The organism is Brevibacterium linens (assembly GCF_003999335.1).
GTDB classification, from domain to species: domain Bacteria; phylum Actinomycetota; class Actinomycetes; order Actinomycetales; family Brevibacteriaceae; genus Brevibacterium; species Brevibacterium linens.
In genome coordinates this window covers 3,420,606-3,433,132 of sequence record NZ_CP026734.1, presented here as the reverse complement: position 1 = coordinate 3,433,132, position 12,527 = coordinate 3,420,606, and the positions used below count along the sequence as shown (strand labels likewise).

11 protein-coding genes and 1 riboswitch are annotated in these 12,527 nt (G+C 65.5%); of the genes, 6 read left to right on the top strand and 5 right to left on the bottom strand.

All coding sequences use genetic code 11. From position 1 onward, the window contains the following. Positions 1-10: 10 nt before the first annotated feature. From ribH to ribD, 4 genes are all read right to left on the bottom strand, one after another. Positions 11-481 (bottom strand): 6,7-dimethyl-8-ribityllumazine synthase, encoded by a 471-nt coding sequence (gene ribH, locus CXR29_RS15515; protein WP_101555311.1) that lies wholly within the window; start codon positions 479-481, stop codon positions 11-13. 64 nt (positions 482-545) lie between these two features. Beyond that, a complete protein-coding gene (ribA, locus tag CXR29_RS15510; protein WP_206516231.1) occupies positions 546-1,925 on the bottom strand; it encodes a GTP cyclohydrolase II in 1,380 nt (459 codons plus the stop codon). Continuing rightward, positions 1,918-2,565, bottom strand: coding sequence for a riboflavin synthase (locus CXR29_RS15505; RefSeq protein WP_127365024.1), 648 nt, complete (start codon positions 2,563-2,565; stop codon positions 1,918-1,920). The genes ribA and CXR29_RS15505 overlap by 8 nt, the downstream gene beginning before the upstream one ends. Positions 2,566-2,579: 14 nt before the next feature. After that, entirely contained in the window at positions 2,580-3,713 is a 1,134-nt protein-coding gene (ribD, locus tag CXR29_RS15500; RefSeq protein WP_241241495.1) for a bifunctional diaminohydroxyphosphoribosylaminopyrimidine deaminase/5-amino-6-(5-phosphoribosylamino)uracil reductase RibD, read from the bottom strand. Between the two features lie 113 nt (positions 3,714-3,826). After that, positions 3,827-3,955, bottom strand: a riboswitch (FMN riboswitch). 109 nt (positions 3,956-4,064) lie between these two features. Here ribD and CXR29_RS15495 point away from each other — a divergent pair. The 4 genes from CXR29_RS15495 (at position 4,065) to CXR29_RS15480 (ending at position 7,493) form a co-directional block, all read left to right on the top strand. Continuing rightward, positions 4,065-4,553 carry a MarR family winged helix-turn-helix transcriptional regulator gene (locus tag CXR29_RS15495; RefSeq protein ID WP_101555309.1) on the top strand — a complete coding sequence of 163 codons (489 nt, stop codon included), beginning with the start codon at positions 4,065-4,067 and terminating at the stop codon, positions 4,551-4,553. 94 nt (positions 4,554-4,647) lie between these two features. After that, entirely contained in the window at positions 4,648-5,961 is a 1,314-nt protein-coding gene (locus tag CXR29_RS15490) for an MFS transporter (protein WP_127365023.1), read from the top strand. 197 nt (positions 5,962-6,158) lie between these two features. Next, on the top strand, positions 6,159-6,797 hold the full coding sequence (locus CXR29_RS15485; RefSeq protein ID WP_025778462.1) for a DUF805 domain-containing protein: 639 nt from the start codon (positions 6,159-6,161) through the stop codon (positions 6,795-6,797). 114 nt (positions 6,798-6,911) lie between these two features. Beyond that, positions 6,912-7,493, top strand: a complete 582-nt coding sequence (locus tag CXR29_RS15480; RefSeq protein WP_164742845.1) for a DUF805 domain-containing protein — start codon at positions 6,912-6,914, stop codon at positions 7,491-7,493. Positions 7,494-7,670: 177 nt separating this feature from the next. Here CXR29_RS15480 and CXR29_RS15475 read toward each other — a convergent pair whose 3' ends face one another. After that, complete coding sequence (locus tag CXR29_RS15475; RefSeq protein ID WP_101596217.1) at positions 7,671-8,750, bottom strand: tellurite resistance/C4-dicarboxylate transporter family protein; 1,080 nt, start codon at positions 8,748-8,750, stop codon at positions 7,671-7,673. Positions 8,751-9,143: 393 nt separating this feature from the next. Between CXR29_RS15475 and CXR29_RS15470 the strand changes: the two genes are divergently transcribed. Both CXR29_RS15470 and CXR29_RS15465 read left to right on the top strand, forming a co-directional pair. Then, positions 9,144-10,001 carry an ATP-binding cassette domain-containing protein gene (locus CXR29_RS15470; RefSeq protein WP_127365022.1) on the top strand — a complete coding sequence of 286 codons (858 nt, stop codon included), beginning with the start codon at positions 9,144-9,146 and terminating at the stop codon, positions 9,999-10,001. Between the two features lie 40 nt (positions 10,002-10,041). After that, positions 10,042-12,219: a YhgE/Pip domain-containing protein gene (locus CXR29_RS15465; protein WP_101554473.1), complete on the top strand. Its 2,178-nt coding sequence runs from the start codon at positions 10,042-10,044 to the stop codon at positions 12,217-12,219. The last annotated feature ends 308 nt before the right edge of the window (positions 12,220-12,527 follow it).

Below are 12,527 nucleotides of genomic sequence, written 5' to 3'. Positions count from 1 at the left end.
TGAGCGCAACTCAGCCCTGCGTGTAAGGCGCCAGGGCCTGGGCGGTGACGAGGGCGGCGGTCATCGCCTCATGCCCCTTGTCCTCGACCGACCCCTCGAGTCCGGCGCGGTCGAGTCCCTGCTGTTCGGTGTCGCAGGTGAGCACGCCGAAGCCGACCGGCTTGCCCGAGTCGATGGCGACCCGATTGAGGCCGTCGGTGGCCGCTTGGCAGACATAGTCGAAGTGCGGAGTGCCGCCGCGGATGACGACGCCGAGGGCGACGACAGCGTCGAAGTGCGGTGCCAGGCGCGCGGCGGCGACGGGCAGTTCGAAGCTGCCGGGCACGCGGATGAGCGTGGCCTCGGCTCCGGCCTCGGCGGCGGCGCGCTGGGCTCCGTCGACGAGTCCGTCCATGATCTGGGTGTGCCAGGAGGCGGCGACGATGGCGACGCGCAGGTCAGCGGCGTCGACGGTGAGTTCTGGTGCTCCGGAATGAGCCATGAGTGTGTCCTTTGTTCGAAGGCTCCGAAGAGCTTGGTTCGTGTTCAGAGTGGGTGCGCGGGTTTCAGCTGGCGACGGCCCCGGCGGCACCTGCACCGTTGCCCACGCCCATGCCGACGGTACCCGCGCCCGTGCCGGCAGTGCCCGTGACCTCCGGCAGCGTGAGCACATGGTGCATGCGTTCGCGCTTCGTGGCCAGGTAGTGCGTGTTCTCCGGCCGCGCCGCGACCTCGAGCGGAACCACAGCTTCGACCGTGATGCCCAGCTCTTCGAGGGCCGAGGTCTTCGCCGGGTTGTTCGTGAGCAGGCGGATGCGAGTCAGCCCGAGCGAGTGCAGGATCGTCGCCGCGGCACGGTAGTCGCGAGCATCGTCGTTGAACCCGAGGTCCCGGTTCGCATCCACGGTGTCCCGCCCCTGATCCTGCAGAGCGTAGGCGCGCAGTTTGTTGCTCAGCCCGATTCCGCGGCCCTCGTGCCCGGTGAGGTAGAGAACCGCACCGCCGTGTTCGGCGATGATGCCGAGCGCCAGGTCGAGCTGTTCACCGCAGTCGCAACGGTGCGAACCGAAGACGTCCCCGGTCAGGCACTCCGAATGCAGCCGCACGAGAGGCGCCGAACCCGCTGCGTCGGAATCCGGGGATCCCGCAAACACGCCGAGGTGGTCATGCCCGTTGATCGTGAACGCGCGGGCCCGCAGGCTGCCGTGCTCCGACGGCAGAGCCACCTCCGCGGTCGCCTCCACCGATCCGGTCCCACCAGGGACACCGGCGATGTGCGCCGAGGCGGCCGCCGGGGAGTCGACCGACGCACCCGTATCACGCAGCTCGAGGTAGGCGATGAGCTGTTCGATCGAGACCATGACGAGGTCGTGGGCGTCGGCGAAGTCACGCACCGCGTCGAAGCGCATCATCGACCCGTCGTCGTGGACCACCTCGGCGATCATTGCCACCGGCTGCGCGCCGGCCAAACGCGCGAACTCGACCCCGGCCTCGGTGTGGCCGGGGCGCTCCCGGACACCGCCGTCCTTCGCGATGAGCGGGAAGACATGGCCGGGCCGCGAGATCGCCGCCGGATCAGGGTGGGCGGCGGCGAGGACCCGACCGGTCTCGGCGCGTTCGGCGGCGCTGATGCCCGTGGTCACCCCGACCGCATCGCAGCTGACCGTGTAGGCCGTGCCCTTCGGGTCCTCGTTGTCGGTGACCATCGGCGGCAGACGCAGGGCGGCGGCTCGGTCGGCGGTCATGGGTGCGCAGATGACGCCCGAGGTGTGCCGGACAAAGAAGCCCATCGCTGTGGGATCGGCGAACTCGGCGGCCATGATGAGGTCACCCTCGTTCTCCCGGTCCTCATCATCGACGACGAGGATGGGCCGGCCGGCGGCGACGGCTGCGATGGCCGCATCGATGGGATCGAGGCGGCTGGCGTGGGCGATGGGATCAGTCATGATCGACTCCTTGCTGGATGGTGGTGCGGAACGACAGGAGGCGTGCGGTGTACTTCGCGAGCACATCGACCTCGACGTTCACGGCCGCGCCCACCGGCAGCTCGCCGAACGTCGTGTGGGTCAGGGTGGCCGGAATGAGGCCGACCTCCACCCACGCCGAGGATGCGCTCGGCTCGGACACGGCCGTCAGCGTCAGGGAGACCCCGTTGAGGGCGATCGACCCCTTGACCGCGGTCAGCGGGGCGAGTTCGGCAGGGAGCCCGATGCGCAGTGTCGACCAGTCGGGACGGTCGATGCGGTCGAGGAGTTCACCGCGTCCGTCGACATGTCCTTGGACGACATGGCCGTCGAAGCGCACCGAGGCGGGCGTGCAGCGTTCGAGGTTGACTCGGTCGCCCGTGCCCAGGGTGCCGAGTCCGGTCAGGCGCAGGGTCTCGCCCATGACCTCGGCGGTGAAGAGGCCGGGGCGCTGTTCGGTGGGCCGCCTCGTCGAGGTCAGGCACACACCGTTGACGGCCAGCGAGCCGCCGAGTTCGAGGTCGGCGACGAGGGGCCCGGCGTCGATGGTGATCGCGGCCGAATCGTTTGTGCGCTCGATGGACTCGACGGTGCCGAGTCCTTCGATGATTCCGGTGAACATGTGACTCCAGATTCCTACGTGTTGGTCGGTGATGGCTGGGGGTCTGCGGCGGCTGCGTGCGTGATCCGCCGGGAGCCGGGTTCGGCTGGCTCCTGATCTGTCGTTGCGAAGTGCAGCAGGAAATCCGGGCCGAGCCGCGAGACCGCCGGAGTCTCCGTATCGTCGGGAACCAGTCGCAGCGCATCGGACAGGGTGCCGATGTCCAAACCGTCGACACTGCTGCGGCCGGGGCCGATGAGCAGCGGAGCCTGATAGCAGAAGACTTCGTCGACGACCCCGGCGGCGAAGAACGCGCCGAGCACCGTTGGTCCTCCTTCGACGAGAAGATGACGCACCCCGGCGGCGTGCAGCTGGTCCAGGGCGTCCCGGACATCATGGGTGCGCAGATGCAGCGTGTTCGGGTTGAGGGCGAGAAACGAGGTGACCGGCAGCTCGGAGGTTCCGAGCACGACGGGCCGCGGCTGATCGTCGAGCGCGATTCCGTCATGACCGCGGGCATTGAGACGCGGATCGTCGGCCACTGCGGTGCCGGTGCCGACGAGGATGGCGTCGACTCGGGCCCGGACCTCGTGAGCGTGTGCGCGCGACCCCGCCGAGGTGATCCATCGGCTGGTTCCGTCATCGGCGGCGACGGCCCCGTCGAGGCTCTGCGCGATCTTCGCCGTGACGAACGGGCGGTCCTCGGCCGTCGACCGGACCCAGCGGGCATTGAGAGCGCGGGAGTCGGCTTCGTACAGTCCCGAACGGACCGTCAGCCCCGCCTCGGCGAGGGTGTGTCCACCGCCCGCGGCAAGGGGGTTCGGGTCGGGGGAGGCGAAGACGACGGAGGGGATTTGAGCGTTGATGATCGCCTCGGTGCAGGGGCCGGTCCGGCCGTGGTGGGCGCAGGGCTCGAGCGTGACGAACAGCGTCGAGGTGGTCAGATCGATGTCGAGGTCGTGGGCGGTGGTGATCGCGTCCACCTCGGCGTGGGGCGTTCCGGCACCTCCGTGGTGACCGGTGACGATCTGGCCGTCGGCTGTCAGGATTGCCGCGCCCACCAGCGGATTCGCTCCGCGAACTCCTTCGCGGGCCGCATTGAGAGCGGCGGCCATCGCCGCGGATTCGAGGTCCGTGAATTCCGCGGCCTCGTCTGGCTGCGTGCCCATGAAAAACCTCCCGAGCCTTCGCCGGGAGGGAGGATATTGCGGGTGCAACCATCAGGGCGTCTCAGTCGCGTGCGACGGTGCGGTCGAATGCACCGAACACAGCGGCCGAGGCCACCATGCTCCTCCCATCCAGACTCTGACTGTCGGTTTCGGAATTTCACCGAATCAACCGCCTGCACGAATGCGAGCGGGTCGCGGACTGTGACCGCCGGTACGGAATTTCACCGTCCCCGGAACATGTGAGGCCAGGTTAGCACGACCGTCACCGAGGCGGCCGTGAGGTCCGACACATGGTGACATTCGGGTGGGGCTGACTTGCCGAAATGCATAACCCGGGTATATAAATAAGTTATGGATGATGTGGATTCGGCCGAACTCGTATCTCGGCTCGTTGTCGTCTCGTCGCGCCTGACCAGAGCGTTTCGACGAGTGATCGGCAACGAGAACTCACTGGCGGCGCTGCGTGCGCTCGCCGTCGTCGAGCAGTATCAACCTGTCCGCGTCGGTCATTTTGCGCAAGGGTATCTCAGTTCTCAGCCTGCGGCGACGAAGCTCCTCGCCAAACTCGAGGAAGCCGGGCTCGTCGTGCGCGAGCCCAGCCCCACGGATGGTCGCGCTTCGCAGTTCTCGCTCACCGATGCCGGTCGGGCGCGGCTGGCGGAGAACCGGGCGATCATGATCGAGCAGATTCAGCCGTACTTCGAGTCGCTGAGCGTCGAGGAGCGGCAGAGCGTCGATCGTGCGCTGGGACTGGTATCGGACTTCCTCAAGGACCGCCACCCGGTCGACGGCGTCGACGAGCAGATCGAGGGCCCGGATTCGGACTCGGACGCGGGCTAGCCGCCGAACACATCGCAGTTTTCAACCACGCTTCCACGCTTCCGGAACTGATTTCGAAGCGAATGCACCACAGGAAAGGGGACGCGACCAGCAGATGAGAGCGTCAGCAGACAACGAAACAACAGGGGACGAAACGCCCGGCGATCCCGGGGCGGGAACGTCGATCCTTCGCCAGCCACGTGCCGTGTGGGCGGTCGCGTTCGCCGCGGTCATCGCCTTCATGGGCATCGGCTTGGTCGATCCGATCCTGCCGGCCATCTCGGCCGAGCTCGACGCCAGCCCTGCCCAATCGATGCTGCTGTTCACCAGCTACCTGTTCATCACCGGCGGAATGATGTTCTTCACGAGCTTCCTGTCTTCGCGCATCGGTGCGAAGACCACGCTGCTCATCGGTCTTGTGCTCATCGTCGCGTTCGCGGCTCTGGCCGGATTCTCCGGTTCCGTCGACCAGATCATCGGGTTCCGTGCCGGTTGGGGTCTGGGCAACGCGCTGTTCATCTCCACAGCGCTGTCGACGATCGTCGGCGCCGCGTCCGGCGGTGCGGAGAAGGCGATCATCCTCTACGAGGCGGCTCTCGGCGTCGGCATCGCCACCGGCCCGCTGCTCGGAGGACTCCTCGGGGGCATCTCCTGGCGCGGACCGTTCTTCGGCACCGCAGTGCTCATGGCCATCGGCTTCATCGCGATCATCGTGCTGCTTCCGGGCGGCATGAGCTCGACCGGGGCTGCGGCGGAGCCGATCAGGCTCAGCGCCACGTTCCGAGCGCTCGCTCGTCCGGGGGTGGCCATCCTCGGCGTCTCCGCTCTGCTGTACAACTTCGGCTTCTTCATTCTGCTGGCCTACAGTCCGTTCCCCGTCGAGGCGGCCGCCGCGAAGCTGGGGATGGAGGACTTCGGTGCCATGGGCCTCGGCTACGTCTTCTTCGGTTGGGGCATCTGCGTGGCGATCACCTCGGTGTTCGGCGCTCCCGTGCTGACCAAGCGGATGGGGCGCCGTCGCAGCCTCATCGTCACCCTCGTCGCGCTCGCTGTGCTGCTGGGTGTCATGTCCTTCCTCGTCGAATCGCTGACCGGGATCGTCGTCTGCATCATCGTGGCCGGCATGCTTCTGGGTGTGCTCAACACGGTGTTCACCGAATCGGCGATGGAGGTCAGCGACCTGCCCCGGCCGGTCGCCTCGGGCACCTATTCGGGTGTGCGCTTCATCGGCGGTGCCGTGGCACCGATCGTTGCCGGAGCGGTGTCGGAATCCATCAGTGCGGGATCTCCGTACCTCTTCGGCGCCGGGGCAGTGCTGCTGTCGGTCGTCGTCATCTCGCTCGGTTGGCAGGCGCTGCGTCGCGTCGACGGGCACATCGACGAGACGCCGGTCGACGAGGCCTATGCACTCACCGGCGGCGACGCCTGAGGTGGCAGCGAATCGCTGATCACGGCGCCCGAGGAGGCAATCCTCGGGCGCCGTTTCCGTGTCCGGACCATGACAAATGGGTGAATCATGAGCTGTGTTGCAGATCTGAAACCGGTTCGACACATGATCGATGGAAAGCCTGGTGCAGAATAGATTTTGCGCTTCCTGAAGATCGGCTGAGAAATCACGGCTCTTCGATGGCGGAACGCGATCAGAATCGTCACCTACAAGCGAAGGTCATCATGTCCTACGACGCGAATGCAGCATACAACTCCGGCACCCCCGGTCAAGGGGCGCCGGGAGCCGGAGTGCCGGCCGGCCAGGGCTATGGGGGGCAGGGCTTCGGTGGAGCGCCACGCGGTGCCGCCAGCCCCGATGACCTCTCGCTGCCGCTCTACGGCGCATCCTTCGGCCAGGCCGTCAAGCGCTTCTTCAAGAACTACGTCAACTTCAAGGGACGCGCCTCGCGCAGCGAGTACTGGTTTGCTGCACTCTTCGTCTTCCTGCTGCTGCTCATCCCGGGGATCTTGTCGGGCATCGGTGCTGCGCAGACGTTGTCGGCTGCCGCCGGCTCGATCGATCCGGCCACCGGGCAGATGAACAGTGTGGCTGCCGGTGGTGGCTCGGTGCTGTCGATGATCGGTGGCACTCTCTCGACACTCATCGGATTGGCGCTCTTCATTCCACAGTTGGCGATCTCGTGGCGCCGTCTCCATGACGCAAATCTCGCTGGACCGTTCTGGTTCCTCGGTCTCATTCCGTTCGTCGGAGGAATCATCTTGATCGTCCTGATGGTCTTGCCGTCCAAGCCCGAGGGGCAGCGCTTCGACGTCTGACTCTCACGGCCTGTGACTCGCTGATGGTCGGCCGGCATTTTCATCAACATCGACACCGATGAGATGATCGGCTGGCCGACCATTCTTGTACGCGATCACTATTTGAGAGTCACCATGTCCTACGACGCGAACGCAGCATACAACTCCGACCCCGACGTGCCCGGCCCAGGAATGTCGGACCCCGGAATGCCTGGCGGACACGGCTACGATGGGCTCGGATATGGCGGAGCGCCTCGCGGTGTTGCCAGTCCTGATGACCTCTCGCTTCCGCTCTACGGCGCGACCTTCGGCCAGGCCGTCAAACGCTTCTTCAAGAACTACGCGAAGTTCTCCGGGCGGGCTTCGCGCAGTGAGTACTGGTTCGCATACCTCTTCACCGCCCTCGTGGGAATCATTCCCATGATTCTGGGGTTTGCCGGGTCGGCGATCGCCGGAATCTCGGCGTCGGGCGACTCATACAATGCCACCCCTCCCGCCGGTGCGACAGCACTCATGGCGACTGCCGGAATCCTGATGCTGGTCGCCTTTTTGGCCACGATCGTTCCGTCCATCGCGGTCTCCTGGCGACGCCTGCACGATGCGAATCTTGCGGGGCCCTTCTACTTTCTCTCGCTGATTCCCTTCGTCGGTGGGATCATCCTCATCGTGCTGATGGTCATGGAATCGAAGCCCGAAGGGCAGCGCTTCGACCGCTGAGCCAGGCACCGGTCTCGGCGCAGATATCTGTGTGAGCATCACGCCCCGCTGCTGACACGTCCTACAGCTGCGCGACCATCACGCCCCGTCAGTGGCATCTTGCACCGTTGCACAGGTGCGAGATGCCGCCGGCGGGGCGTTGTGCTGCCACGAGGACGTATTGCGAGGGCCGACCGATCAGGGTCGGCGGACGGTCCTGATGAATGACGTAACCATGGCGACGAAGACGATTGCCCATACCGCGAGGCTGACCCAGAACCAGTGCTGCCCGATCCACTCGATCGCCGGCACGTGATCCGACCGACCCAGGTAGATGCTCGCCACCGCGTACATGCCCACAGGGAAGACCATGCTCCACAACCCGGCCGCATAGGTCATCGGCACCCGGTGGACGGCATGCCTCCAGATACCCGCGGCGACGAGCGCCGGGACGAGCCACGTGGCGATCGCCCACAGCAGCGCCGAGGATGCTCCGACCAGTACACGTGTCGCCTCGAGCAGGGGAGTCCCGCCGAGATCGAGGATCCGCGAACCCGCCACGATCGCGATCGCCAGTGCGCCCATCGTCACCCAATACGGGGCATCGAGGTCCTCGGGCCCGAACCGATGTCGAAGCACGCGCACAATGATCGCAATCACGCAGACAATGTAGAGCGACAGGCCCACGGCCGACATGACCACCGCTGTGAGCACGAGGAATATGACCAGGCCGGGCGCGGAATCTGAGGTGTTCGGAAGTTCGATCCCCAGGCTCGCGGCGACCACCGCCACTGATTGAGCGGCCACTGCCCACACGAGCCACGTGCCATTCACCCCTGCCGGCACCGGCCGCGTGTGTGACCCGAGGATCGCGGTGAAGGGAATCCCGTACCCGAGCACCAGCCACAGCAGGCCGCCGAGAATGAAGAGGCTGAGCGCAGGCGGAATCATCCCCAGACCGACGAAGCCCGTCCCCAGGATGTTCGTGCCGGCCACCGCGGTGAAGAAACCGAACGCCCGGGAGGGATCATGCAGGTCGGCGCGAACAGCATCGGGATATCGGAGGACCCGCACCACGGTGAGTACGGTGAAGAACACGTACAGGGCGACGGCGAGCCAGAGCAGGCCCACGGACAGCAGATGCCACCCTGCGAGCTCGGCACCGATCGACACGATCCCGGTGGCCATCACCGAGGCGAAGCATCCGGGTGCCAGTGTCGACGGGCTCAGTCCCCACCGTCTGTGCAGTCCGGTGAGGTTGCGATCGACCGTGCTCATTCGCTCCTCATTCTCGTCGCCGTGCGTCGAGGGATATCGACGTGTTCGATACTACGACCCCGCCCTCTGTCATCGCGTTACGGCTCCCGCCTTGCGGAGCCGTGCTGCGATCCCCGCCGAGCAGCCACCCGTGCGGCCGCCCGAGGAGTCCGCTCGAGGGCCTCTGCGCGGATAACCGATGTGCAATTCGCGACATCTGAGCGTTCTCGGCTCACGCTCCCATCATTTTCATGAGAGAATTCATTGGAGTTACCAATGGGTAACTTCGCGTGGAGTCGCCCGCTCCACGCTCCCGCGCGCCGGTAGTGGCGTATTCTGCAGTTACCTGCGCGGTGCAGAGATCTCCGGTACAGACCGGTTCGACAAGGGCACAGACGACTGGGAGCGATGGCTATGGAGAGCACAACGGGCACTCTCGCCGAGGACGCCGACATCGACGCGCCAGCGGTCTCGCTGAGCGGTTGGTCCCTGTCCGGAAAACAGGGCGATGTGTTCACCGATATCGACCTCGAGGTGCCGACCGGCGCCATCGCCGTCGTCCGCGGGCCCGCCGGCAGCGGGAAGACCTCCTTCCTGCTGTCCTTGGCTGCCAGGATGCGGGTCTCGGACGGGGAGGGCCGCCTCGGCGATATCGATATCCGCAAGCAGGCCCGCACCGTGCGCGGGCAGGTTGCGGTCGGACATATCGCCGGGCTGACGGACCTTGAGGACGACTTCACGGTCGCTCAACACGTCGCCGAACGACAGATCATGCTGCAGCCCTGGTATAAGCCGTGGGCGTCGAAATCGACATTGCGCGAGGTCATCGGCCTCATCCGGGACACTTTCACCACGGCCGGTGAGATGATCGACGAACTCCCGCCGGGGACGTTCTCGAAGCAGGACGCCCAGCGCGCGGACTTCCTCATCGACGATGGCGGAGAGGTATTCGTCTCCGAGCTGAGCGAGCTGCAGAAATTCTTCCTCGAATTCGGGCTGGCAAGCCTCAGCCGCCCACCTGTCGTCGTCATCGACAACATCGACTACCTGCGCGAATCCGCCGACCGAGCCCGCGCTTGGGCCGGGATCCTCATCTACCAGCAGCTGCGCAGATCACGGGATCCCGAGGACCTGCTCACGGTCATCGTCTCCTGCGAGGACTCGAGCGAACTCGACATCGCCACCAGGTCGCTCGGCTCCCGCGCGGAGCCGTCGATTGTCGACCTCGAACTGCCGCCCCACCCTCCCGCTCATCGCGGGTCCAAACACTGAACTTCCTGCCCCACGTACACGAATCCGAGGAGATTCCCGAATGTTCTCCCTGCCCTGGTTAGAACTCTCACGATTCAAACGCCACACGATCACGCGCTTGGCGATGATCGTCATCATCGTCATCCCGTCGATCTACGGCGGGCTGTACCTGGCCTCGAACTGGGACCCGGCCGGGCACCTCGACAAGCTGCAGGCAGCGATCGTCAACGAGGACACCGGTGCCGAGAAGCCCGACTCGGACGGAGAGAAGCTCGACGCCGGTCAGGAACTCGTCGACGAGATCACGCCGAAGGGCGAAGGCGGATTCGACTGGGAGGAGACCAGCCAGGAAGAGGCCGACGAGGGGCTGGCCGAAGGGAAGTACTTCGCGGTCCTCGAGATCCCCTCGGACTTCTCCGAGAAGCTCGTGTCGACCGGCGGTGACGATCCGGAGCAAGCAGGGCTGCGGCTGCGCACCGACGACGCCCATAACTTCATCGTCGGGCAGATGGCCGGGACCATCCTCTCCGAGATCAAGGACGGACTGAGTAAGACGACGACCGCCGAGTACGTCAACCAGGTGTATCTCGGATTCAACGATATCCACTCCGAGACGGAGAAGGCTGCAGACGGTGCGGCCGAACTGCACGACGGAGCAGGCCAGCTCCACGACGGCACCGGAGAGCTCGTGGACGGGACGACGAAGCTCGACAAAGGAATCGGAACGCTGCAGACAGGACTCATCGACCTCGACGACGGTGCGGGAGAGCTGAAGAAAGGCAGCGGCGACCTCGCCGACGGAGCCGATACCCTGGCGAAATCCACCACCGAGGCGAAGAACGGCTCGAAGAAACTCGCCGACGGTGCCGGGCAGGTCGCCGACGGCACCTCCGAGCTGCGTGATACCGCCGATGAAGCCACGAAGAAGGCCGAGGACGTCAAACGCAAGGCTGATGACGTCGTCGACGGGGCGCGGCCGAAGCTCGAGCGCGCCGAGGGTGACTTCGACGATGCCCGGACCACCGTGCGCGGGGACATGGACGAGCGGATCAAGCAGCTGCAGGAGGACTATCCGGACGACCCGAACGTGCAGAAACTCGCCGAGGATGCCGACAGCCTCGGCGAGGACCTCGATTCCGCGCACAAGCGCGCCTCGGATGCCAAGGAAGAAGCCAAGAGCCTCGAGGACAAGCTGACCGACGCGGTCGACGGGGTGATGGACAAGATCCGCACGGCCGATAAGAAGATCGGTCAGCTCGACGACGGAGCGCAGAAGGTCGCGACCGGTGCCGACGACCTCCACTCCGGGCTGATCAAGCTCGACGCAGGTGCGGGAAAGCTCGCCAAGGGAGCCGGTGACCTCCATGACGGTGCCGTCCAGCTCAAGGACGGCACGGCGAAGGCTAAGGACGGAGCCGGTGATCTCAAGGACGGTTCGGAACAGCTCGTTGACGGGTCGACCGAACTCGACAAGGGCGCGGACAAACTCGATGACGGCTCCGGCGAACTCGCCGATGGTCTGCAGAAGGGACTCGAGCAGATCCCGACCTATGACAAGAAGGACCGGGAGAACCGTTCGGATGTCGTGGCTGTTCCCGTCGATGCAGACAAGGTCAAGGACAACGCGGTCGACGCCTACGGCGAGGGACTGTCCGCGTTCTTCGTCTCCTTGGCTCTGTGGATCGGCGGAATGATCACCTATATGGTCATCAACGCCATTCCATATCGGGCGCTGTTCTCATCGGCGACTTCGTCGCGCATCGCCTGGGCCGGCTACGTTCCCGGGCTACTCTTCGGTATCGCTCAAGTCGCAGTCCTCTACGCGATCCTCGCATTCACCTTGGACTTCTCGGCCGGAGCGTGGCTGTGGACGCTGCTGTTCTCGATGCTCGCGGCGGCGTGTTTCCACTCCGTGCACCAGTTGTGTGTCGCGGCCTTGGGCGGTGTCGGCAGACTCGTCGCTCTGGTCCTGCTGATGCTGCAGATCGCTTCGGCGGGCGGGACCTATCCGGTGGAGACGGCACCGAAGATCTTCCAGATCATCTCGCCGTTCCTGCCGATGACGCACGCGGTCAGCGGTCTGCGCACACTCGTTGCCGGTGGTGACATGTTCATCGCAGCCCAGGCGGCCGTGGTCCTGCTGCTGATGACCGCGCTCTCCCTGGTCGCCACAACCGTGGTCTGCAGTCGCAAGCGTATGGTCACGCTCACTCAGCTGCACCCGAGCCTGAGCCTGTAGGCCTGGCCGGTTGCAGGGTCGTGCCTTGGGGTGCGGGCTGCAGAGTTGTTGCAGGGCACAGGGCTGCTACGGACGACAGGCCTGATCGCAGCGCGGGCGTGGCAGCGCGAGCGTGGCCCGTTGCGGGTGCCAGACACTGTCGGCGCATTGTTTGGTCGATCCACGGTGTTTTCGCTGGGCGAAACAACGTGGATCGACCAAACAATCCAGCGAAATCCAGTTGGGAGGTGATCAAGCAACCATCGCCGAGGTGTTTGGGGGTCTCCCGGGTGCAGACTGCGCGTGTCAGCAGAGTAAGGAGTGGGTCG